Source organism: Saccharopolyspora hirsuta (assembly GCF_008630535.1).
GTDB classification, from domain to species: domain Bacteria; phylum Actinomycetota; class Actinomycetes; order Mycobacteriales; family Pseudonocardiaceae; genus Saccharopolyspora; species Saccharopolyspora hirsuta.
The window spans coordinates 420,289-442,891 of the sequence record NZ_VWPH01000005.1; the positions used below are offsets into that span (position 1 = coordinate 420,289).

Below are 22,603 nucleotides of genomic sequence, written 5' to 3' on the forward strand. Positions count from 1 at the left end.
TCACTCGTAGCAGCGCTGCGCCTCGGCCCAGAGCTCGGCGACCTGCTGCGGGTCGTAGTCGGCCTGGCGACCCGGTTCGTAGCGGACCGAGGCGAGCTGGCCGGTGTAGGGGAAGCGGCCCTCCCGGCGGTGCAGCTCCCAGTCCACCGGGCCGCCGCGGTCCGAGCCGATGCTGATGCCAGTGAACGGCGCCATGCCCAGCAGCTGCGGCACCGGGGCGAGTTCGGCGCGCTTCGCCCCGACCTCCAGCGCCAAGCGCCACCGGAACTCCGGCAGGGCTTCGGCCACCAGGCGGACGGACACCGCGCCGGTGCCGACCGGAACCGGGTCGCTGCGGTGGATCCGGCCGTAGGCGTTGTAGACCAGCTGCGCGGCGTCGCCGTCGACGTGGACCAGGTAGCCACCGCCCTGGTCGCCGTGGGCGAACAGCACGCCGCGGTCCCCGGCGGTGTGCCGGACGTCCGCGGTGGCGGTGAAGTCGCGGAACTGCACCAGCCTCGCCGACCGGTAGCGCTCCAGCGTCGGGGTGCCGGGGAACAGCGTCACCGGGCGCTGGAACCGCTCCTCGTCCGGCCTGCGCAGCCGGGCGGCGGGGCTGCCGTCGTTGAGCGGGAACACCCCGTTGCGCCAGGCCTCGCGCTCCCACGCCGCCGCGAGCTCGGCGAGCTTGCCGGGGTTGTCCGCGGCGACGTCGCGGGTTTCGGTCGGGTCGGTGTCCAGGTGGTAGAGCTCCCACTCGGCGTCGGTGAACTCGGTGCCGGGCCGGTGGCGGGTCACGATCTTCCAGCCGTCGGCGTAGTAGCCGCGGTTGCCGCCGGTCTCGGTGTACTGGCGGGTGTGCCGACTGGGCCGGTCCGGGCTGCGCAGCACGTCCACCGCGCTCACCCCGTCCAGCTCGGCCGCCGGAACGCCGTGGCGCCGGTCCAGGCTCGGCACCCCGGCCAGCTCCAGCAGGGTCGGCGCCACGTCGGTGACGTAGACGTACTGGTGCCGCAGGCCGGTCGCGCCCAGCCCGGCGGGCCAGTGCAGCAGGAACGCGGTGCGCACCCCTCCGGCGAAGGTGTCGAACTTGTACAGCCGGAACGGCGTGTTCGACGCCTGCGCCCAGCCGCTCGGGTAGTGCACCGTCGTCTGCGGCCCGCCGATCAGCTCCGGGTCGCGGGGCACGTCGCGCTCCCACTCGGCGGGTAGTCCGGGCACGTGCGCGAACTGGCTGAAGTAGCTGCGGGTGCCCTCCTCGCCGCCCTCGGCGGTGGCACCGTTGTCCGAGGTGAAGGCGATGATGGTGTTGTCCAGCTCGCCGTGCCGGGTCAACGCCGCCAGCAGCTTGCCGAGGCTCTGGTCGACGCTGTCCACCGCCGCGGCGTAGACCTCCATGTAGCGCGCGAACAGCTCCTGCTGCTCGGTGCTCAGCTCGTCCCACGGCGGGACGCTGCGGCCCGGTTCGCTGTTGCGCGGCGGCAGGGCGGTGCCCTCCGGGAACAGCCCGGCGGCGAGCTGGCGCTGGAAGCGCTGCTCGCGGATCGCGTCCCAGCCCGCCGCGTAGCGACCCCGGTACTTCGCCAGGTCCGGTTCCCGGGCCGCGATCGGGCCGTGCACCGCGTGGTGGGCGAAGTAGAGGAAGAACGGCTTGTCCGCGTCGTTGGCGCGCAGCGTGTCGATCATGCCGATGGCGCGGTCGGTGAGGTCGTCGGTCAGGAAGTAGCCCTCCGGCTGGTCGCCGACGTCGTAGGGGCTGTTGTCCCACACCAGCCGGTGCGGGTGGTGCAGGTTGGTCAGCCCCTCCAGGCTGCCGAAGTAGCGGTCGAAGCCGCGCTGCAGCGGCCAGGAGGACCGGTCGGCCGCGTCGTGGCTGAGCGCGTCGCGGGTCAGGTGCCACTTGCCGACCGCGAAGGTCGCGTAGCCCGCGGCGCGCAGCGATTCGGCCAGGGTCGGCGCGTTGTCGGGCAGTTCGAAGGCGTGCGCCGGGAACCCCGGATCGGAGTTGGCCGGGACCGCGAAGCCCGCCCGGTGCGGGTTGAGGCCGGTCAGCAGCGCGGCGCGGGAGGGCGAGCACAGCGGGGTGGTGTGGTAGTTGGTCAGCTGAACTCCCCCGGCGGCCAGCCGGTCCAGGTTCGGGGTGTCCACTTCGGACCCGTACGGGCCGGTGTCGCTGTAGCCGAGGTCGTCGACCACGATCAGCACGACGTTGGGCGCACCGCGCTCCGGGCGGGTCTCCGGCGGCCACCACGGCCGCGATCCGGCGAAGGTCCGACCGATCTCGCCGCCGAACCCCTCGTAGCCGCGGGCGTCGTCGGGAATGCTCACCAGGTCCTCTCCCCTGTTCTCGTGGCCGCGCTCGCGGCCTGTGCGATCAGCTGGAAGCCGAGCACCAGCGCGGCGATGACCAGCAGCGGTCCGACGGCGTAGGCCGGGTTGGCGTCCAGGTAGTTCAGCGAGCCGTTGAGGGTGCTGCCCAGCGACGGCTCCGGCGGGCGCACGCCCAGGCCGAGGAAGCTCATCGCGCCTTCCAGGAACACCGCGATCGACATCGACAGCGCGGTCTGCACGATCAGCGGCCCCACCGAGTTGGGCACCACGTGGGTGCGCAGGATCCGGCCGCGGCGGGCACCGATCACCTCCGCCGCCGTGACGAACTCCAGCTCGCGCACCCGCAGCACCTCGCTGCGCACCAGGCGGGCGAAGACCGGGATCTCCACCGCCACGACGACCGCGAAGATCGTGCTCAGCCCGGGACCGAGCACCGCGGTCAGGGCGATGGCCAGGATCAGGTTCGGGAACGCCAGCAGCACGTCCAGCGCCCGCTGCACCACGACGTCGAGCACCCGGTGCGCGGTCGAGGCGACGCCGACCGCGATGCCGGTCAGCGCGCCCAGCGGCACGGCGGCGAAGCTGATCAGCAGGTCCACCCGGATGCCGTGCAGCACCCGGGAGAGCACGTCCCGGTTCAGCTCGTCGGTGCCGAACCAGTGCGCCGCGCTCGGCCCGAGCAGGTTCGCGCCCTCCACCTGCGTTTCCGGCGCGAAGGGCGCCAGCAGCGGCGCGGCCAGCCCGGCCGCGAAGACCACCCCGACCACGAGCGCGCCGACCAGTCCCCGGCGGGGGATCATGAGGTCCCTCCGAGCCGGATGCGCGGATCCAGGTAGGCGTGCACCACGTCGGTCACCAGCTGGATGACCACGTAGACCGCGACGGACAGCACGAGCAGCACTTGCACCACCGGGTAGTCCCGGCGGTCGATGCCCTGCTCGACGAGCATCCCCAGGCCGGGCCAGGAGAACACCGCCTCCACCAGGACCGCGCCGCCCAGCAGGTTGCCGATCTGCAGGCCCAGCACGGTCACCGCGGCGGGCACGGCGTTGCGCAGCGCGTGCCGGAACACGATCCGGCAGCGCGGGATTCCAGCCGCCGCAGCGGTGGTCGCGTAGTCGCGGGCCAGTTCGCCGCGCAATGCTTCGGAGAAGAACCGGGTGAGCACCGCGGCCACCGGCAGGGCGAGGCAGCTGGCGGGCAGCACCAGGTACTGGGCGGTGATGCCGAGGCGGTCGGCGAGCCCGTCCGGGGGCACTCCCCCGGCTGGCAGCAGCCGGAACGCCACGCCGAACACCAGCACCAGCAGCACGCCGGTGACGTACGGCGGCAGGGCGACGGCAGCGGTGGTGAAGCCGGTCAGCGCCCGGTCCACCCAGCGGCTGCGCGTGACCGCCCACAGTGGACCGAGCACGGCCGCGCACAGCACCGCCAGCACCAGCGCGGTAGTGGCCAGCACGACGGTGTTCGCCGCGCCGTCGGCGAGCAGGTCGCCGATCTCGCCGCCGATCAGGTAGGAACTGCCGAGGTCACCGGCGAGCAGGCCGCCCAGCCAGTGCAGGTACTGCAGGTGCAGCGGCTGGTCCAGGCCCAGCTCGCGGCGGATCGCGGCGACCGCCTCCGGCGTGGCGTCCGAACCCGCCAGGACCGCGGCCGGGTCACCGGGGATCAACCGGATCACCAGGAACACCAGCACCGAGGCCAGCAGCAGCACGAGCAGCGCCGACGGAACCCGGCGCAGCAGGTAGCCGGACATTGGCACCCCTTTCGCGGATCAGGCCAGGAAGGCTTCGGTCAGGTCGAGCTCGCGGCGGCGGCTGTAGCCGATGCCCTGCAGCTCGGGCGAATGCGCCCAGCGCTGCCAGCACACGCCGATCTCGATCAGGAACAGCTCGTCGAGCAGCTGGTCGGACAGCGCGGCGTGCGCCTCCGCGGGATCGCCGGTGAGCTGCCAGGCCGCGTCTGCGGCCCGGGTGTAGTCCGGCGAGCTGAAGTGCGATGCGTTCTTGCGCGCGTTGAACGGGTAGGCGCTGACGGTCAGCGTCGAGGGCGTCATCTGCGCCCACGAGTGCGTGGTCACCCACAGCCCGCGGAAACCTCCGGCGATCAGCTGCTGGGTGAACTGCGCCCGGTCCAGCGGTTCGAGCCGCACCTCGATGCCGATCTCGGCGAGGTTGTTCTGCACGATCTGGGCCACCGCCGCCAGCGAGGGGTCCTTCGCCGCGTACACCAGCGGCAGCACCGGCACCGGACCGTGCTGCGCCACCAGGGCGCGCGCCCGCGGCAGGTCCCGCGCGTAGCGCGCCGCGCGCGCCTCGTCGTAGGCCGGGCTGTCCTTCGGCCACGGCAGCGAGGAGGCGTAGCCCGCGCCGCGGAAGACCTCGGTGATGATCCGCTCCCGGTCCAGCGCGTGCGCGATCGCCCGGCGGATCCGCACGTCGTCCAGCGGTGGCGTCGTCACGTTCGTGCCGACGTAGGCCTGCAGCTCGGCCCCGGTGAGGGTGATCGCCCGGGCCGTGCCCAGGCGCACGGCGGACTCCACGTCGCGGTGGCCGAGGGTGTCGGCGAAGTGCACCTGGCCCGACTTCAGCGCCGACAGCAGCGAGGACTTCTCCGGGATGATCCGCGCCCGCACCCCGTCCAGGTAGGGCCTGCCGGGGACGAAGTAGTCGGGGTTGCGGGTGAACCGCAGCTCGGTGTTGGGCCGCCACCCGTCGAAGCGGAACGGTCCGGTGCCCACGAACCGGGCGCCGCTGCGCAGGTCGGCGATCGATTCCGAGTCGATGATCGGGACCGTGTCCAGCAGGTCGAAGATGTTGCTCAGCGGGTGGGCGAAGCGCAGCACCACCTCGTGCGGACCGATCACGTCGACGTCGGTGATCGCCGCCGCGGTGCTGCGCAGCTGCCCGTTCCACTGCGGATCCGCGTAGGTGCGCAGCGAGAACTCGACGTCGGCGGCGGTGAACTCCCGCCCGCTGTGGAAGCGGACGTCGTCGCGCAGCCGCAGGGTCAGCGCGGTGCCGTCCGGTGCGGGCGTCCAGGAGGTGGCCAGCGCAGGTCGCGGCTCCAGGCCCGACGGGCCGTAGTGGACCAGCCGGTCGTAGACCAGCCCGATCAGGGTCGTGATCGCCGGGCCGGTGTTGGTGAACAGGTTCTTGGGCACCAGGTCGGAGAGCAGGCCGAGCTCGGCGGTGCCGCCCGGTTTCGGGGGTCCCGCGGGCACCACCCGCTCCTGCCTGGCGACGGCCGACTCGCAGCCGGTGGCCAGCAGCGCGGCACCGACGCCGAGCCCGCGCAGCAGCCCGCGGCGGCCGATGTGTTGCGTCATGACTTCCTTCGTGCAGCGGTGAACAGGGCGAACGGTCGGTCGTAGAGGTGGGCCAGGACGCTGGTGCAGGCCGCGACGGCCTGCACGTCCGATCCGAACCGGGTGACCTGCGGCGGTGGCGCACCGGGCAGCGCGGTGTGGTCGGCGAAGCTGTGCCGCAGCTCGTCGAGCTGCTGCGGAGCGTCGGTGATCGCCTGGCCGCCCAGCACCACCAGGTCCGGGTCGACGACGTCGCGCACGGCCGCGATCGCGCGGCCCAGCGCGCGGGCCCGCGCCGTGAGGATCCGCGCGGCGCCGGGGTCACCGGCGGCCGCGGCGGCGTGCAGCAGCCGGATGTCCGGCCGGGCGATCACCCCGTCCGCGACGGCTTCGGCCAGCACGGTCTGCTCGGACACCGAGACCTCCAGGCAGCCGGTCCGCCCGCAGGGGCAGGGCACGTCGGTGCCGACCGGGAGGTGCGCGATGTCGCTGCCGCGCCCGGGTCCGCGGTGCAGCCGACCGCCCGAGACCAGCGCCACGCCCACCACCTGGCGGGCGTAGCAGTACAGCAGGCTCCGCGGCGTCTGGCGCAGCCCGAACAGCAGCTCCGCCGCGGCCATCGCGGGCAGGTGCCCGTCGACGTGCACCGGGTGCCCGGTGGCGGCGGACAGCAGCTCGCGGGCGGGCACCCGGTACCAGCCGAGCCGGTCGTGGTCGACCACGCCGCGGTCGGGGTCCACGCGCCCGCCGGTCACCAGCCCGATGCCCACCACGCTGCGCTGCGGGCGGCGGCGCAGGAACACAGCCAGCCGGGAGGCCAGGAAGTCCAGCACGTCCTCCGGTCCCCCGCCCGGCGTGGGCAGGTGCTCGTCGGCCAGCAGCCTGCCGCGCAGGTCGGCCAGCCCGAACGTGGTGGTGCTGACGCCGATGTGCACGCCGCACGCGGCCAGCGCGGTCTCGTCGATGTCCACCGGCACCCGGGGGCGGCCGATCGCACCGGAGTGCGTCAGCTCCGGCACCTCGCGGACGATCCCGAGCTCGATGAGCGCCGCCACCTGGCGGCTCACCGTCGGCGGGCTCAACGCCACCCGCCGCTCGATGGCGGCGCGGGACAGCGGTCCGGCCTGGCGGATCACGTCCAGGACGGTGGCGGCGTTGGTTTCGCGCACCCCGACCGGGCGCGCGGACAGCGTGGTCGTCACGAGTTGTCCCGTCTGCTCGGGAAGATTCGGAGAACAGAGCACCGCGGCACCGCGCGGCATTGCTTTCGGTGGTGGGGGAACTGCGCGGATCGCGCGCTCAGCCGCGGCAACAGCACGGCGCGGCGGAGGCCGGGATGCCGTGCGGGAGCGGGGCGCGGAACTGCTGCATGGGGCCGAGAATTCCCCGCGCACCAGAACGGTGTCAAAGCCTTCCGCGATGCGGGACGCGACCGGCGACTTATTTTCAGTGGCGCGAAAACCCTTGCCGCGCCGGGACAACCGTCCTTAGCGTTCGTCCGAGGTGGATGGATCTCACCTTCTCCGCGCCGAAACCCTCCGGCAACAGAACCTTCTTCCTTTTCCTCCGGGAGGACAACCATGACCGCTCAGCTCAACACCCGGGTCGAGGTCGTCAAGCTCGGCGCGCACATCGGTGCGCGCATCGACGGCGTCCGCCTCGGCGGTGATCTGGACGCCGCCACCGTCGCCGAGATCCGGGCCGCGCTGCTGACCCACAAGGTGATCTTCTTCCGCGACCAGCACCACCTGGACGACGCCGGGCAGCTGGCCTTCGCCGAGCTGCTCGGCGAGCCCACCCTGGCCCACCCCACCGTCAAGGGGCGCGAGCACGCCAACATCCTGCCCATCGACTCGGACTACTCGAAGGCCAACAGCTGGCACACCGACGTCACCTTCGTGGACCGCATCCCCGCGATCAGCCTGCTGCGCGCGGTGCGGCTGCCCTCCTACGGCGGCACCACGACGTGGGCCAGCACCGTGGCCGCCTACGAGAAGCTGCCCGAGTCGCTGCGGGCGCTGGTGGACCGGTTGTGGGCGGTGCACAGCAACGCCTACGACTACGCGGCCAACATCGACGAGCAGCGCACCGGCGGCGTCGACGTGAAGTTCCAGGAGTACCGCGAGGAGTTCGTCGCCGACGTCTACGAGACCGAGCACCCGGTGGTGCGGGTGCACCCGGAGACCGGTGAGCGGTCGCTGCTGCTGGGCCACTTCGTCCGCCGCCTGGTGGGGCTCACCAGCCCGGAGTCGGCGGCGCTGTTCCAGCTGCTGCAGAACCGGGTGACGCAGCTGGAGAACACGGTCCGCTGGAACTGGGCGGACGGGGACCTGGCGATCTGGGACAACCGGGCCACCCAGCACTACGCGATCGCCGACTACGACGACCAGCCGCGCCGCCTGCACCGCATCACGCTCGCCGGTGACGTCCCGGTGAGCGTCGACGGCGTCCGCAGCACCACCCGCACCGGCGACGCCTCGCACTACTCCCCCGTCGGCTGATCGCCTGCGCGTGTCGCTCCGGGCGGCGGTGGGTACTGCGGGGGCGTGGAGCTCGTCGAGGAGACGCCCTACCGGTTCCGGATCGAGCCGCACGGGGTGATGCGGGTGCCCGGGGTGGTGTTCGCGTCGCGGCGGCTGCTGCCGCCGAAGGGCGACGGTTCGCTGGACCAGGTGGCCAACGTCGCGGCGCTGCCGGGCATCGTCGGCGCGTCCTACGCGATGCCCGACATGCACTGGGGCTACGGCTTCCCGATCGGCGGGGTCGCCGCCACCGACGTCGAGGCCGGTGGCGTGGTCTCGCCGGGCGGGGTCGGGTTCGACATCTCGTGCGGGGTGCGGCTGCTGGCCGCCGAGCTGGAGCGCTCGGAGTTCCACCGCGTGGCCGAGAAGGTCATGAACGGCCTCAGCCGCGCCACCCCGCGCGGGGCGGGCCGGGGCGCGGTGTGGCAGGTGTCCCGCGACGGTCTCGAACGCCTGCTCGCGGACGGCTCCCGCTATGCGGTCGAGCGGGGCTGGGGCGGGCCGCGCGACCTGGAGCGCTGCGAGGACGGCGGGGCGGTCGCCGACGCCTCCCCCGGCCGGGTCAGCACGCGGGCGCGGGACCGCGGGCTCGGCCAGGTCGGCAGCCTCGGTTCGGGCAACCACTTCCTGGAGGTGCAGGCCGTCGACGAGATCTACGACGAGGGCGTCGCCGGGGCGTTCGGGCTCCACCCCGACCAGGTGTGCGTGATGATCCACTGCGGCTCGCGGGGGTTGGGCCACCAGATCTGCACCGACCACGTGCGGCGGATGGACGAGACCATGGCCGACCGCGGGATCTCGGTGCCGGACCGGCAGCTGGCCTGCGCCCCGGTCGGCTCCGCCGACGGCCGGGCCTACCTGGGCGCGATGGCCGCGGCGGCGAACTACGCCCGCGCGAACCGGCACGTGCTCGGCGTCGCCGCCGGTGAGGTGCTCCGGGAGGTCACCGGGCGCGGGCTGGACCTGGTCTACGACATCTCGCACAACCTCGCCAAGCTCGAAACGCACGAGGTCGCCGGGCAGGCCCGCAGGTTGTGCGTGCACCGCAAGGGCGCCACCCGCGCCCTGCCGCCCGGGCACCCGGAACTGCCGCCGGGCCTGCGCGAGGCAGGGCAACCGGTGCTCATCCCGGGTTCGATGGGCACCGCGTCCTACGTGCTGGCCGGGGTTCCCGGTGGGGACGCGTTCCACTCGACCTGCCACGGGGCGGGCCGCCTGCAGAGCCGCCACCAGGCCGTTCGCACGACCGACGCGCACCAGTTGCGGCGGGAGCTGGAGCGCGGCGGCATCGTGGTGCGCGGGAGCTCGGCGCGCGGCCTGGCCGAGGAGGCGCCGACCGCCTACAAGGACGTCGACGCGGTGGTGGCCGTCGCGGAGGGGGCCGGGCTGTGCCGGAAGGTGGCCAGGCTCGTGCCGTTGGGCGTGGTGAAGGGGTGAGCGGCGGGTACCGCTTCCTGCCGCACACCGCCGACATCCGCTTCGAGGCGTGGGGCGGCAGCCGCGAGGAGTGCCTCGCGCAAGCCTGCCGCGCGCTGGTCGCCTCCTTCGCGGAGATCCCAGCATCAGCACCGGCCCGGACCGCCTCAGCGGGGATCGACGGCGGCGACGAGCAGCTGCTGCTCTCCGTGCTGGACGAGATCATCTACCGGCTCGACGTCGGAGGCACCCTGCCCCGGGAGATAGACGTGCGGCCCACACCGACGGGGATCGACCTGGATATGTCCGAAGTGGACACCGATCGCGTCCGGTTCACCGGGGCGACGCCGAAAGCGGTTTCCCTGCACGGTTTCTCGTTCACCCGCGACGACCGCGGCTGGCGCTGCAGCGTCACCGTGGACGTGTGAGCGCTACTCGTCGGCGACGAAGCGCAGGTAGCGCTCGGCGGAGCGCTGGACGATGCGATCCGCACCGGCCGGGATCACCGCGTCCCACCACGCGCCGTAGAGCGCCTCGAACCGGTACTGCTCCAGCAGCCGAGCGGCCCGGCGGACCACGCTGGGCCGCTCCGGGATCAGGTTCGGGTAGCTGTACATGAACGCCACGTGCGTGCGGTCCGGGATGACCTGCACGATGTCGCCGCTGAACAGCGCGCCGCCGCCGCGGTCCCAGTGCAGCACGGTGCCGCCCGCGAAGTGCACGCCCAGGTTGATCAGCGTCAGGCCGGGGGCCAGCTGCTCGGTGGTCCCCTCCCACAGCCGGATCGACGGGTCCGGGCGGCCGATCCACTTCTCGTCGGCGGCGTGCAGGTGCACCGGCACGTCGAAGGCGCGCGCCCACTCGACCATCGTGGTGTAGTAGTGCGGGTGGCTGATCGCGATGCCCGCCAGCCCGCCGAGCGCGTCGATCGCGCCGACGATCTCGTCGTCCAAGTAGGACACGCAGTCCCACAGGAAGTTCCCGGCCTCGGTGCGCAGCAGCAGCGCGCGCTGGCCGATGGCGAACCGCGGTTCGCAGCCGATGCCCAGCACCTCGCCCTGCTCGCGGATCAGCGCGGTGTGCTCCCCGGCCCGGACCGCGTCCAGATCGGTCCACCGCTGCCCGTCGATCGGCACGTACTGCCGCTCGTCCTCGCAGATCGGGCAGTCGGGTCGCGGGTGGGCGTACTGCATCCCGCAGGTCGCGCAGATCGGCAGCGGAGTGGCTGGCATGGCGATCGGTCCTCTCGCGCTCGTCGCAGGCCGCCAGCCTAACCCGCGCTCGCGGCCCGGAGCCGGTGGAGAATTCGCGGTGCACGCCAGCGCCGTGCCGGACGTGCACCGCGAATCCGGGGTCAGAGCCGCAGCCGCGGCCAGTCCGCGGTGTCGCGCAGCAGCTGGCGGTCGTGGGTGGCCACCACCACCGCCGCCGAGGTCGCCGCCAACGCCTCGGTCAGCTCGTCGACCAGCCTGGTGGACAGGTGGTTGGTCGGCTCGTCGAGCAGCAGCACGTGCGGGCGCGCGGCCAGCGCGATCGCCAGCTGCAACCGGCGCTGCTGCCCGACCGACAGCTCGGCCACCGGTCGGCCGAGTGCGGCGGAAGGCAGCAGCCCGAGCTCCGAGAGCGGAACCGGGCCGCCGTCGAGCCGACCGGACGTCACCAGCTCGGCGACGGCCGCCTCGTAGGCCTGGTGCGCGCTCCGCCGCGACGGGGCCGGGGACTCCTGGGACAGCCACGCGACCCGCGCCGCGGGTTTGCGCTGCACAGCACCGGAAGTCGGCTCGACCGCCCCGGCCAGCAATGCCATCAGGCTGGACTTGCCCGCCCCGTTGCGGCCGGTGATCACCAGCCGGTCCCCGGACTGCAGCAGCGCCGACCGGGGGTGCGCCAACCGGCCGCGCAGGGTCACCTCGTCGGCCCGCAGCAGCGGAACTCCGGGCAGGTTCCCCAGTTCCGGGGCCCGGAACCGCAGCGGCGGGGGCGGCACGTCGACGCGGTGCGCGGCCAGGTCCTCCTGCCGCCGGTGGACGGCGCGGACCAGGCCCGGGGCGCGGGTGGCGCGGGTGTGCTTGCCGGTGCCCTTCTCCGGCCGCCAGCCGGTGGACAGCCGGTTCTGCGCCGCCGACAGGTCGTCGGCCAGCCGCTGGTGCTCGCGCTGCTGCGCGCGGTACTCGTGCTCCCAGCGCTCGCGCTCGGCCTGGTGGCCCTGCTGGTAGCCGAGGTAACCGCCGCCGTAGACCCGCGGCCGCCCGTCCCGGCTGGGTTCGAGGTCCAGCACCGCCGTCACCACGTCCGACAGCAGCGCCCGGTCGTGGCTGACCAGCACCACCCCGCCGGGGTGCTCGCGCAGCCGCGCGGTGAGGTGGTCGAGCCCGCCGGAGTCCAGGTGGTTGGTGGGCTCGTCGAGCAGCAGCAGGTCGTGGCCCGCCCCGAGCAGGCAGGCCAGCCGGACCCGGTAGCGCTGCCCCACCGACAGGGTCGCCAGCGGCCGGTCCCGGTCGTCGACCGCGCCCAGCGCGGCCAGCGAGATCTCGACCTGCCGGTCGGCGTCCCAGGCGTTCAGCGACTCCGCCGCGGCCAGGGCTCCGGCGTACCGCTCGTCGGCGCCCGGCCGGTCCTCGACCAGCTCGCTGGTCGCCGCGTCCAGCTCGCGCAGGACGCGGCGCACCTCGGTGAGCTCGAGGTCGATCAGGTCGCCGACGGTGCGCGCCGGGTCGACCGGGATCTCCTGGTCGGCGACGCCGGTGGAGCCGACGCGGTGCACGGTGCCGCGGTCGGCGGTCAGCTTCCCGGCGAGCACCTGGATCAGGGTGGTCTTGCCCGCGCCGTTGTCGCCCACCACGCCGAGCCGGTCACCGGCGGAGACCGCCAGGTCGACCCCGGTCAGCACGGGACGCCCGCCGCGGGCGAGGTGCAGCCCGGTGGCGGTGAGGTGCGCTCGGGCGCGCGCAGGTAGTTCAGTGCGAATGGACACGGTTCCTCCGAGAGGGATCCCCGCGGCACGGCAGAGCGCAGCCCTGGGCCAGCGGTGGGGATCCGGAAAAGAAGTGCGTTCAACAACCGACGTGCTCAGGCGCGGACGTGCTCGTGGCCGTCCCGGCGCCGAGGCCGGTGCTCTCAGAGGAAGTAGTGAACTAGCACGCCGCAACGCTAGCAGACCGCTGCGCGGCACCGCGCGTGATTTCCGCCCGGCTCACTGCACGCCGAGCGCCTCCAGGCTCTCCGGCAGGACCTGGCCGCCGTCGACCACGATCGTCTGCCCGGTGATGTACCCGGCTTCCTCGCTGGCCAGGAACAGCGCGGTGTGGCCGATGTCGGACACCGAGCCGAGGCGGCCCAGCGGCACGGACGCGGCCATCCGGCGCAGGTAGTCCTCCCCCAGGTCGTCCAGGCCCTCGGTGCGGATGTTGCCGGGCAGGACGGCGTTGATGGTGATGCCCTTCGCCGCGAGCTCGATGGCGGCGGTCCGGATGAAGCCCAGCTGGGCCGCCTTGCTCGCGCCGTAGTGGCTCCAGCCGGGGAACCCGGTGATCGGCCCGGTGATCGACGAGGTGACCACGATCCGGCCCAGGTCGGAATCGGCGAGGGCGTCCAGGCACGCCTGCACGGAGTACACCGTGCCGTGGAAGTTGGTCGCCATCACCTGCTGCAGGCTCTCCGGGGCCATGCTGTGCAGCGGGTCGTCCGGGAACACACCGGCGTTCGCGCACAGCACGTCGATCCCACCGAAGCGGCGGACGGTCTCCGCCGCCGCAGCGCGGCAGTCCGCCGGATCGGAGGTGTCGGCGGCGAACCAGGACACCCGGCCGCCGTCCGCCGCCCGGCCCGAGAGCTCCTCGGCGGTGCTCGCCAGCGCGTCCTCGTCCCGACCGGTGATCAGCACCTGGCAGCCGACCTCGGCGAACACCGCGGCGATGCCCTTGCCGATTCCCCGGCTCCCGCCGGTGACCAGCACCCGGCGCCCTGCGAGCGACTTCAGCACGGTGATGTCCTCCCCTCCGGGCGGACCACGCGCCCCGGGTGCGAGATCGTATCCCGGTTCACCGCGCTCCGGCGCCGATTTCGCCGCTGTGCTGCTTCATCCACCGCACGTTGTAGAAGCGGGAATCGGCCAGCGGGTTCGCGAGGTCGCCGTTGCGGATCGCCTCGGTCACGTCGTCGCAGGCGTCGGCGACGGTGCGCGCCGGGGTGATGCCGAGGGTTTCCCGCAGGCGCCGCGAGGTGAGCCGGTAGGAGCGGATGTCGTCGGACTCGGTGGTGGTGATCGCGACCGGTTTGCCGGTGGCGCTCTCCACCCGGGCGGCGATCACCTCGGCGATCTCCGCGACCGGCAGGTTCTGGTTGCCCACGTTGAGCGCGCTGCCGTTGAGCGCGCCGAGCGTCCCGTCCAGCACCAGCCGCTCGTACACCGAGACCAGGTCCTCGATGTGGACGTTCGGCCGGTACTGCGCGCCGCCGAACACCGTGATCTCGCCGTTGACCACGGCCTGCGCGGTCAGCATGTTCACGGTGAGGTCGAGGCGCTGCCGCGGCGAGACCCCGCACACCGTGGCCGCGCGCACCGCCACCGTCTCGAAACCCGTTGCGGTGAGCGGGAACAGCAGTTCCTCGCCCCTGGCCTTGTACCGGTTGTAGTCGGTGATCGGGACCAGCGGGTGGTTCTCGTCCACGTCCGGCGAGTCGCTGACCCCGTAGACGCTGGCGGACGACGCGTACACGAACCGGCGCGCGCCCGCCTCCCGCGGCAGCCGCATCACGTGGTCGAGGCAGTCGAAGTTGATCGACCGGCCCAGGTCCGGGTCGAGGTCGAAGCTCGGGTCGTTGGCGACGGCGGCCAGGTGCACGACCACGTCCGCACCGTCCAGCGCCGCCCGGTACGCGGCGGCGTCCCTGATGTCCCCGCGCACGTTCTCCAGGCCGGGGTCGGCCAGGCCGTGCAGCCCGTCGCCGAAGAACTGCGCGTCCAGCACTCGGACCCGGACACCGGCGGCGAGCAGCCGCCGCGCGAGGACCGAGCCGATGTAACCGGCCCCGCCGGTGATCAGGACGAGCTGCGGGCGCGTTTGTCCGGTCATGCGATCGTCACCTCAATGCGGTCGGGTGGTGCGCGTGAATGCATCAGTTGCCGAAGAAAGCGTTCATCTCCTGGACGACGAGGTGAATTTGCCGTTCGTCCAGCGCCGGGTGCAGCGGGAGGGAGAGAATTTCCGCGGCCTGCTTTTCGGTGACCGGCAGCCCGCCCGCCGCGACCTCGACGCTGCCGTCCCCGGCCGCGGGCTGCCGGTGAATCGGCACCGGGTAGTGAATTGCCGTTTCGATTCCCGAATTGCGCAGGTGCGCTTGCAGCTCGGCCCGCTGGTCCGTTCGGATCACGTACCGGTGATAAACGTGAACGGCATTGCCGCCGACCACCGGTGTGGTGATCGGAAGCCCGGAAAGTCCTTCGTCGTAGATCTGCGCCAGATCGCGCCGGCGCTTCGTCCACTCCTCCAGGTGGGACAGCTTGATGTTGAGCAGGCACGCCTGCAGGCTGTCGAGCCTGGAATTCTCGCCCCAGCGGACGACCGTGTCGCGGTCCTGCAAACCGTGGTTCCGCAGCAACCGCAGCTCGCGGGCCAGCTCGTCGTCATCGGTCACCACGACACCCGCGTCACCGCAGGCGCCCAAGTTCTTCAGCGGGTGCAGGCTGAAGCACCCGGCGATGCCGAATCCGCCGACCGGCACGCCGTCGGACGAAGCGAGGATCGCCTGCGCGCAGTCCTCGACGAGCAGCACGCCCCGCCGCGCGCACAGGTCCCGGATCGCCCCGATCCTGGCCGGGAGCCCCCGCAGGTGGACCGCGATCACCACCCGCGTGTCCGCGGTGATCGCCCGGTCCAGCGCCTCGACGTCGATGTTCTCGTCGTCGGCGACGTCGACCAGCAGCGGCCGCAGGCCCTCCGAGATCATGGCCCCGGCCGTCGCGACGAACGTGTTGGCGACCGTGATCCCGGTGGCACCGGCCTCGATCCCGAGGGCGCGGAGCACCAGCCGGAGCGCATCGGTCCCGGAGTTGACCGCGACGGCGTGCGCCACGTCGTGGAGCTCGGCGATCCGCCCCTCGAAAGCGGCGACCTCACCGCCGCCGATGAACTGACCGGAGCGCAACTGCGCCGAAAGCGGGGAGAGGAAATCCGCCAGCAGCGACTCGTTCTCACCGGCTACGCCCGCAAATGGAACACGCACGACCGCCATGATCTGCTCTCCGATGCGAAATCAGCTCGGACCGCACCACTGCTCGCCCGGCAGGACGGTGGTGTCGGCAATTCTTCAGCACGGCTGGCCGTCGCGACGGATTCGGGGGTTCGGCCAACGGGGGGAAAGCACGTCATCCCTGCGGTGACCGCGCTGGAGATCACTTTACGCACAAGATCGAATTGCCCGCCAAACAAGTGTGTCGCCCGTCACAACGGCTGCTGCTCCTTGCGGGTGGCGCCTGGCGGAAAACGGTCAGCACTTGCCCGAAAACGGGCAACCTCGCTTGCCCCGGCCATCGCGAGCGCGCAAAGCTGCACGCATGTCCCAGTCTTTCTTCGACGAGCTCGAGGATTACGTCGTGCTCGCGACTGGCGCCGATCGGGCCACCGCCAATCGGCTGATTCACACCATTGTCGAGAACCTCAACGAGCCGGTGGCCGACTACGTGCGGCGCAGGCACCGCGAGCTCCAGGACTGCGGCTACAAGAACGGGAAGATCTGGGAATTCCTGCGGGGCGAACTGGCGGCCAGACCGCTGGCCCCGCCCCGCTTCAGCGAGCGCCAGCTCCGGCGCATCGTCTACGGCTGAGCGCTGGCGGAAAGGACCTCCGGCATGGACGACCGCGCGGCGCCCGGGTCCGCGACCACTGCGCGACCGGCGAAGCGGCAGAAGTACGAACTGCACGACGAGATGCCGGACGAGGTGCGCGCCGGTGCGCTCCGGTTCACCTCGATCCAGGCGCTCAACGAGCTGATCGGCTCCCTGATCTACGTGCCCTGGGTCGACCGCGCGCCCAGCGTGCAGCGCAAGCAGATGCTCATCGCGAAGGTGCAGGACGAGATCGGCCACGGCCACGTGGTCGCCAGGCTGGCGGCCGACCTCGGCGGGGGCTGGGAGCAGGTCCTGGCCGACTACCTCGCCGGGAAGAGCTTCCTGCACAACGTCTTCCACTACGAGTTCACCTCGTGGGAGGACTTCGGCGCCGGTGGCCTGCTGATGAACTCGGCGGCGATCGCCCAGTTCAAGTCGCTGGCGGGCGGCGTCTACCTGCCCTACGCGCGGGCGCTCAAGAAGATCGCCCGCGAGGAGTCCTTCCACTACCAGCACTCGGCGGACATCGTGCGGGAGGTCATGCGCTTCGGCAGCGCCGCGCAGATCGCCGCCGTGCGGCGCAGCTTCCACACCTGGCTCCCCCGGGTGCTCGCCTTCCTCGGGCCCGAGGACTCGGACACCGTGCACGCGAACCCCATGTGGCAGTGCGGGCTGAAACCGGACAGCAACGACGCCGTCCGCCAGCAGTGGCTCGCGCGGATCGTTCCCGCCGTGCGGAAGCTCGGCGTGGACTTCGACCGGGACCTGGTCCGCGAACGCCCCGACGGCAGCTGGGAGTACGCGGAGCCGGACTGGGCCGAGGTGAAGGAGGTGGTCCGCAACGGCGGCCCGGCTTCGGCGGACCGGCTCGCCCACGCCCGGCGGGTGCTGGAGCGGAACTCGGCTGCTCGACGAGCGTGGAAGCGGGCGGCCTGATGCCACGACGACTCGGCGAGCGGCAGGTGTTCGAGGTCTTCACCCGGACCACGACCGACCAGGCGATCACCAACGTCGGCTCGGTGACCGCCCCGGACGCCGCACTGGCCTGGCAGCTGGCGAAGGAGACCTGCGGCCGTCGGGACGACCTCGCCGACCTGTGGGTGGTGAGCCGGGCGGACATCGTCGCCGCCGACAAGACCGACCAGCCGCGGCTGACCGCCCGGACCCGGATGCCGCACCGCCAGCCCGCATTCCCGATGCGCAGGCGGGAAATGCCGCGCGACCAGGCCGCGTCGCCCTCGGCACCCCGCGAGACCCGGGCCGCGTGGTCGAGCCTGGCCGAGGACCTGTTCCTGTGCTCCCACCTGCTCGCCGGGCGGCTGTACGACTTCGTCGAGCTGGAGACCTCGCTGGCGGAAGGCTCGATCGCCCAGGAGTGCCTGGCCCACGCGAGCGTGCTCGCCGAACTCAGCGGGGCGGCGCCGACCGGGGTGGACGAGTACTTCTTCGAGCGCAGCCCCGACCGGTGGCTGCCCAGCGGGATCTGGTTCCGCGGCAGCCGGTCCTGGTCCGCCGCGGTCGTCCGGGGTCTGCTCCTGGCGCTGGCGCTGGAGCTCGCGATGAACCGGTCGCACGTGGACGGCCAGGAACTGCGGCAGCTGGCGGTGGAGCAGGAAGCGCATTCAGCGCACTGGGGGCGCGCTTTCGCCGCGCTGCTGGCCGACGAGGAGATCCGGGACGACCTCCGATCCGATTTCCAGCAGATCCTCGACGTAGCAGGCGATCTGCTCGGGGTGCCTCCGCTGGACACCGATCCGGACGTCCAGGCGGAGTTCGCCGACCGCCTGGTCCGGGCCGGGGTCCCGGACTCGTGGCTGGCGGCCTGGCCGTCCTCGCCGCGGCCTCGGCAGCGGTCGTGGTCAGCGGGCATCGAGGAGGTCATCACCGAGATGAACGCCGTCCGACGCACCTACGACCCGGGGGTGATCCTGTGAGCAACGTCCCCGTCGAGCGGGTTTGGCGGGCCGTCCGCGCGGTGTCCGACCCCGAGATCGACATCAGCCTCGTCGACCTCGGCGTGCTCCGCAGCATCGCGCTGTCCCAGCACGTCCTCCGCGTCGTGCTCTTCCCCACCAGGACCGGATGCCCTGGCCGATCGGTGATGGAGCGGCGGATCACCGAGGCCGCCACCGCGGTGGCCCCCGGTGTCCGGCTGGAGTTCGACTGGCGGCCCGGGGCGTGGACCGCCACCTCGATCACAGCGAGCGGCGCGGAAGACCTCCGCGCGGCCGGGTACGCCCTTCCCGATGACGAGGGCGAGATCCGTTGCCCCTACTGCGATTCGGCAGCCGTCAACCGCGCGGCCGACTTCGGCGGCAGCGTCTGCAAGCGACCGTTCAGCTGCACGACCTGCGGCTCGGCCTTCGACCAGTTCGGCGCGGGTGCGTGCGCTGCCGACCGCGGCCTCCGATCAGCTCTGGGAGCGAGATCATGAGCACCGGCGCACCCCCTCGCTCGTTGCAGGGCACGACGGCGGTGGTCACCGGTGGCACCACCGGGCTCGGGCTCGGCATCGCCGAGCGGTTCCTCGCCGCTGGCGCGACCGTCGTCTGCGCCTCGCGGGACACCCACGACGTCCGGACCGTGCTGGACCGGTTCCCCGAACGGGCGCACTACCACCGCGCCGACGTGTCCGACGAGGCGTCGGTCCGGGACCTGATGCGGTTCGCCCACGAGCGGACCGGTCGGCTCGACGTGGTCGTCGCGAACGCGGGGATCAGCCGGGACGCGAAGCTCGCCCGGCTGAGCCTGGCGGACTGGAACGCCATGGTGGGCACGAACCTGACCGGGGTCTTCCTCACCATCAGGGAATCGCTGCCGTACCTGCTCGAATCCGGTCGCGGCCGGATCATCACGGTGTCCTCGCTGATGGGCAGCAGGACGGCGGTGGGCGCGGCCGGTTACTGCGCGACCAAGGCGGGCGTCGAGATGCTCACCCGGGCAGCGGCGATCGAGCTGGGCCCGAAGGGCATCTCGGTCAACGCGATCGCACCCGGCTTCATCAACACCGGCATGGGGAAGAAGGTCGAGGCCGACGAGCGGCTGTGGCAGCGCTACCGGGACCGGATCGCGCTGGGACGGCTCGGGGACACGGCCGAGGTGACCGAAGCGGCCGCGTTCCTCGCCGCCCCGGAGAGCTCCTACGTCAACGGGCACGTCCTGGAGATCAACGGCGGGTTGCGATGGTCCTGAACCACACCCCCGGCGAGGTCGTGTCGGGCATCGCGCTCGACGTCGCGGGGTCCACCGGCATCATCACCCTGGACCGGCCACCGGTGAACGCGATGGATTTCGCCCTGCAGGACCGGTTGTTCGACGTCGCCCGGCAGGTCGCGGCGGACGAGGACGTGCGCGCAGTCGTCATCCGCGGCGCGGGCGCGGCGTTCTCGGCCGGTGCCGACATCGAGCAGATGGCGCGCACCTCGGCCAACCCGGCGCGGTTTACAGTCGTTCGTGGACCGCGGCCCGGGGAAGGCGCATTCGGCACCGGCGCGCACTAGCAGTCACGGATGGGTGGTGCATGGGCACGTACGTGTTCGTTCCCGGCGGTTGGCACGGCGGCTGGGTGTACGAGGACGTGTGCGCCGACCTGGCGCAACGCGGTCACGTCGCGCACGCGGTGACCCCGACCGGGCTGGACCCGCAGTCGCCCGGCGAATCCGCGAACCTGCGGACCCACATCGACGACGTGGTGCGCCACCTCGCCTCACACGACCTCGACGACGTGGTGCTGTGCGGGCACAGCTACGCCGGGATGATCGTGCGCGGTGTGGTGGACAGCTGCCCGGAACGGCTGGTCGGCGCGGTCTACATCGACGCCTACGTCCCGGAATCGGGTGATTCCTGCTGGAGCCTCACCAGCGATCGGTTCCGCGCGATGTTCGTGGCCGGGTCCCGGCGCACCGGCCTGCTGGTGGACCCGCCACCCGGGCTCGACCCCCGCGCGGTCCCCCACCCGCTCGGATCGTTCATGCAGGAGCTGCGGCTTTCCGGCCGGGACGACGACCTGCACCGCTGCTACATCTACCTGTCACGCTGGCGGGGAAGCCCCTTCGGAGCGGTCTACGACCGGCTGCGCGCGGATCCCGGCTGGCAAACGGTCGAACTGCCGACGTCCCACAACATCATGCAGCTCGACCCAGGCCTCCTGGTCGACAATCTGCTGCGGGAGACCGCGGGCTGGACCGCACCGGTGGCGGACGCCCGGCCCCGGAACGGGCCCTGAGCTGCACGGCCAGCAGCGCGCGAACTGTCGTGGCATCCTCCGGTCGAGCTCGGGGATTGTGAGGTGCGCGGCCATGGCGGAGCAACCGGCGGGTCCTGCCCGAGCGTCGACCGATCGCGTCATCTTCGGCACCACCGCGCTGCTGGTCCTGTTCTTCCTCGGCTGGGGCATCGCCTCGCCCACGACCCTCGGCGCGTTCGCCGAGGCCGGGCTGCGCTGGGCGGTGGACGACATCGGCTGGGGGTTCTCGCTGGCCGCGACCGGGTTCGTGGTCTTCGTCGGCTGGCTCGCGCTGAGCCGCTACGGGACGATCCCGCTGGGCGGTGACGGCGAACGGCCGGAGTTCCGCACGCCGTCGTGGATCGCGATGATGTTCATCGCGGGCATGGGCATCGGTCTGATGTTCTTCGGCGTGGCCGAACCGCTGGCGCACTACGTGCAGCCCCCGCCGGAAACGGTCGCGCCGCTGAGCCCCGCCGCCGTGCGGACGTCGTTCGCGACCACGCTGTTCCACTGGACGCTGCACCCGTGGGCGATCTACGCGGTGGTCGGCCTGACGATCGCCTACGGCGCCTTCCGCCGGGGCAGGCGCCAGCTGATCAGCTCCGCGTTCGCTCCCCTGCTGGGGCGGCGGCGCGCGGTCAAGCCGCTGGGAAAGGTCATCGACGTCCTCGCGCTGTTCGCGACGCTGTTCGGTTCGGCGGCCTCGCTGGGCATCGGCACGCTGCAGATCAGCAGCGGGATGCGCAGCGCGGGGTGGATCGACGCCGTCGGCACACCGGTGCTGGTGCTGATCATCGCTGTCCTGACGGTCTGCTTCGTGGCCTCCGCGGTCTCCGGTGTCGCCCGGGGAATCCAGTGGCTGTCCGGGATCAACGTGGTCCTCGCCGCGGTGCTGGCGGTGTTCGTGCTGATCACCGGACCGACGGTGTTCATCCTGAGCCTGCTCCCGACCTCCGTCGGCAACTACGTCAGCGACTTCGCGGAGATGGCAGCGCGCACCGGGGCCACCGGGAGCGAGGCCCTCGACGAGTGGCTCTCGCACTGGACCATCTTCTACTGGGCGTGGTGGATCTCGTGGGCGCCGTTCGTCGGCACGTTCCTGGCCCGGATCAGCCGGGGTCGCAGCATCCGGCAGTTCGTCGGCGGGGTGCTCCTGGTGCCCGGCGCGGTCAGCACGGTCTGGTTCGCGATCTTCGGCGGCACCGCCATCGACCTGCAGCGCGGCGGCGCCGTCGACGTGGCCGGTTCCGGCGGCGAGGAGGTGCAGATCTTCACCGTCGTCCGAGCGCTTCCGATCCCCGCGGTCACCACGGTGCTGATCATCGCGCTGGTGGCGATCTTCTTCATCACCGGCGCCGACTCCGCGTCGCTCGTGATGGGCAAGTTCTCCCAGCGCGGCACGATCTCGCCGCGGAAGTGGGTGATCGTGTTCTGGGGCGTGGCCACCGGATCCGTCGCCGCGATCATGCTCATCTCCGGCGAGGACCACGCCCTGGAGGGCATCCAGAACCTGACCTTCCTCGCCTCGGTCCCGTTCGCGCTGGTCATGGTCCTGATGTGCGCCTCCCTGGTCAAGGACCTGCGCAGCGACGACCAAGTCCTCGTCGACGAGCACGACGAAGGCGAGCCGGGACCGCCACCCGGACGCACCTGACGGCGCACCGCCGAGACGGCTGGTCGCACACGCGCGTGGTGAACTGCCGCTAGCATGACCGAGACGCCCCTCGGGAAACCTGCCCAGGAAGTGCCCCATGTGCCGCAGCATCAAGACCCTCCGCCCGCCCTACGCCGAGGAGGTCACCGAGGGTGACGTCCGCGCGGCGGCGTTGCAGTACGTCCGCAAGATCTCCGGGTTCCGGCAGCCCGCCGCGCACAACGCCGCGGCGTTCGAGCAGGCCGTGGACGAGATCGAGCAGGCCACCGCGAAGCTGCTCGCCTCGCTGCAGGTCCGCGGCCAGAACCGCTGATCTCTGGACCGGCGTGATCGCGGG

At 72.2% G+C, this 22,603-nt stretch carries 22 protein-coding genes; 12 read left to right on the forward strand and 10 right to left on the reverse strand.

Annotated elements, in window-relative coordinates; all coding sequences use genetic code 11:
* From F1721_RS12805 to F1721_RS12825, 5 genes are read right to left on the reverse strand one after another with little or no spacing between them, the layout of a single operon-like run.
* The gene (locus tag F1721_RS12805) at positions 1–2,307 is read right to left on the reverse strand and encodes an arylsulfatase (RefSeq protein ID WP_150066845.1); all 2,307 of its coding nucleotides are present in this window, start codon (positions 2,305–2,307) and stop codon (positions 1–3) included.
* Complete coding sequence (locus tag F1721_RS12810) at positions 2,304–3,110, reverse strand: ABC transporter permease (protein ID WP_150066846.1); 807 nt, start codon at positions 3,108–3,110, stop codon at positions 2,304–2,306. The genes F1721_RS12805 and F1721_RS12810 overlap by 4 nt, the downstream gene beginning before the upstream one ends.
* On the reverse strand, positions 3,107–4,066 hold the full coding sequence (locus tag F1721_RS12815) for an ABC transporter permease (protein ID WP_150066847.1): 960 nt from the start codon (positions 4,064–4,066) through the stop codon (positions 3,107–3,109). Before F1721_RS12815 ends, F1721_RS12810 begins: the two co-directional genes overlap by 4 nt.
* 18 nt (positions 4,067–4,084) lie before the next feature.
* Positions 4,085–5,638, reverse strand: coding sequence for an ABC transporter substrate-binding protein (locus F1721_RS12820; protein ID WP_150066848.1), 1,554 nt, complete (start codon positions 5,636–5,638; stop codon positions 4,085–4,087).
* Complete coding sequence (locus tag F1721_RS12825; RefSeq protein ID WP_246154749.1) at positions 5,635–6,819, reverse strand: ROK family transcriptional regulator; 1,185 nt, start codon at positions 6,817–6,819, stop codon at positions 5,635–5,637. The genes F1721_RS12820 and F1721_RS12825 overlap by 4 nt, the downstream gene beginning before the upstream one ends.
* A 378-nt stretch (positions 6,820–7,197) precedes the next feature.
* Here F1721_RS12825 and F1721_RS12830 point away from each other — a divergent pair, with 378 nt between their 5' ends.
* The 3 genes from F1721_RS12830 to F1721_RS12840 are packed head-to-tail and all read left to right on the forward strand — an operon-like array spanning position 7,198 to position 9,983.
* Positions 7,198–8,118: a TauD/TfdA dioxygenase family protein gene (locus F1721_RS12830; RefSeq protein ID WP_150066850.1), complete on the forward strand. Its 921-nt coding sequence runs from the start codon at positions 7,198–7,200 to the stop codon at positions 8,116–8,118.
* 45 nt (positions 8,119–8,163) lie between these two features.
* Positions 8,164–9,576 carry an RtcB family protein gene (locus tag F1721_RS12835; protein ID WP_211840447.1) on the forward strand — a complete coding sequence of 471 codons (1,413 nt, stop codon included), beginning with the start codon at positions 8,164–8,166 and terminating at the stop codon, positions 9,574–9,576.
* Positions 9,573–9,983, forward strand: coding sequence for an archease (locus tag F1721_RS12840; RefSeq protein WP_170301464.1), 411 nt, complete (start codon positions 9,573–9,575; stop codon positions 9,981–9,983). The genes F1721_RS12835 and F1721_RS12840 overlap by 4 nt, the downstream gene beginning before the upstream one ends.
* A gap of 3 nt (positions 9,984–9,986) precedes the next feature.
* Here F1721_RS12840 and F1721_RS12845 read toward each other — a convergent pair whose 3' ends face one another.
* The 5 genes from F1721_RS12845 to F1721_RS12865 all read right to left on the reverse strand — a co-directional run bounded on the left by F1721_RS12845 (position 9,987) and on the right by F1721_RS12865 (position 15,780).
* On the reverse strand, positions 9,987–10,787 hold the full coding sequence (locus tag F1721_RS12845) for an MBL fold metallo-hydrolase (RefSeq protein WP_150066852.1): 801 nt from the start codon (positions 10,785–10,787) through the stop codon (positions 9,987–9,989).
* Positions 10,788–10,909: 122 nt separating this feature from the next.
* Positions 10,910–12,529: an ATP-binding cassette domain-containing protein gene (locus F1721_RS12850; RefSeq protein WP_246154752.1), complete on the reverse strand. Its 1,620-nt coding sequence runs from the start codon at positions 12,527–12,529 to the stop codon at positions 10,910–10,912.
* A gap of 219 nt (positions 12,530–12,748) precedes the next feature.
* Positions 12,749–13,537, reverse strand: a complete 789-nt coding sequence (gene fabG, locus F1721_RS12855) for a 3-oxoacyl-ACP reductase FabG (RefSeq protein ID WP_150066853.1) — start codon at positions 13,535–13,537, stop codon at positions 12,749–12,751.
* A 58-nt stretch (positions 13,538–13,595) separates the two neighbouring features.
* Positions 13,596–14,630 carry an NAD-dependent epimerase/dehydratase family protein gene (locus F1721_RS12860; protein ID WP_150066854.1) on the reverse strand — a complete coding sequence of 345 codons (1,035 nt, stop codon included), beginning with the start codon at positions 14,628–14,630 and terminating at the stop codon, positions 13,596–13,598.
* 43 nt (positions 14,631–14,673) lie between these two features.
* Positions 14,674–15,780: a DegT/DnrJ/EryC1/StrS family aminotransferase gene (locus F1721_RS12865; protein ID WP_170301465.1), complete on the reverse strand. Its 1,107-nt coding sequence runs from the start codon at positions 15,778–15,780 to the stop codon at positions 14,674–14,676.
* 331 nt (positions 15,781–16,111) lie between these two features.
* On the opposite strand from F1721_RS12865, the gene F1721_RS12870 reads away from it, so the two are divergent.
* From F1721_RS12870 to F1721_RS12905, 9 genes are all read left to right on the forward strand, one after another.
* A complete protein-coding gene (locus F1721_RS12870; protein WP_150066856.1) occupies positions 16,112–16,381 on the forward strand; it encodes a hypothetical protein in 270 nt (89 codons plus the stop codon).
* 24 nt (positions 16,382–16,405) lie between these two features.
* Positions 16,406–17,320 carry a Phenylacetic acid catabolic protein gene (locus F1721_RS12875; protein WP_150066857.1) on the forward strand — a complete coding sequence of 305 codons (915 nt, stop codon included), beginning with the start codon at positions 16,406–16,408 and terminating at the stop codon, positions 17,318–17,320.
* A complete protein-coding gene (locus F1721_RS34410; protein ID WP_170301466.1) occupies positions 17,320–18,318 on the forward strand; it encodes a hypothetical protein in 999 nt (332 codons plus the stop codon). Before F1721_RS12875 ends, F1721_RS34410 begins: the two co-directional genes overlap by 1 nt.
* Positions 18,315–18,818: a metal-sulfur cluster assembly factor gene (locus F1721_RS34415; protein ID WP_170301467.1), complete on the forward strand. Its 504-nt coding sequence runs from the start codon at positions 18,315–18,317 to the stop codon at positions 18,816–18,818. Before F1721_RS34410 ends, F1721_RS34415 begins: the two co-directional genes overlap by 4 nt.
* Positions 18,815–19,576: an SDR family NAD(P)-dependent oxidoreductase gene (locus F1721_RS12885; protein ID WP_150066859.1), complete on the forward strand. Its 762-nt coding sequence runs from the start codon at positions 18,815–18,817 to the stop codon at positions 19,574–19,576. Before F1721_RS34415 ends, F1721_RS12885 begins: the two co-directional genes overlap by 4 nt.
* Complete coding sequence (locus tag F1721_RS12890) at positions 19,567–19,884, forward strand: enoyl-CoA hydratase-related protein (protein ID WP_150066860.1); 318 nt, start codon at positions 19,567–19,569, stop codon at positions 19,882–19,884. Before F1721_RS12885 ends, F1721_RS12890 begins: the two co-directional genes overlap by 10 nt.
* Before the next feature lie 20 nt (positions 19,885–19,904).
* Positions 19,905–20,609 carry an alpha/beta fold hydrolase gene (locus F1721_RS12895; RefSeq protein ID WP_211840448.1) on the forward strand — a complete coding sequence of 235 codons (705 nt, stop codon included), beginning with the start codon at positions 19,905–19,907 and terminating at the stop codon, positions 20,607–20,609.
* 73 nt (positions 20,610–20,682) lie between these two features.
* On the forward strand, positions 20,683–22,266 hold the full coding sequence (locus tag F1721_RS12900) for a BCCT family transporter (protein WP_150066861.1): 1,584 nt from the start codon (positions 20,683–20,685) through the stop codon (positions 22,264–22,266).
* A gap of 97 nt (positions 22,267–22,363) precedes the next feature.
* Entirely contained in the window at positions 22,364–22,579 is a 216-nt protein-coding gene (locus F1721_RS12905) for a DUF2277 domain-containing protein (protein WP_150066862.1), read from the forward strand.
* Positions 22,580–22,603 lie beyond the last annotated feature (24 nt).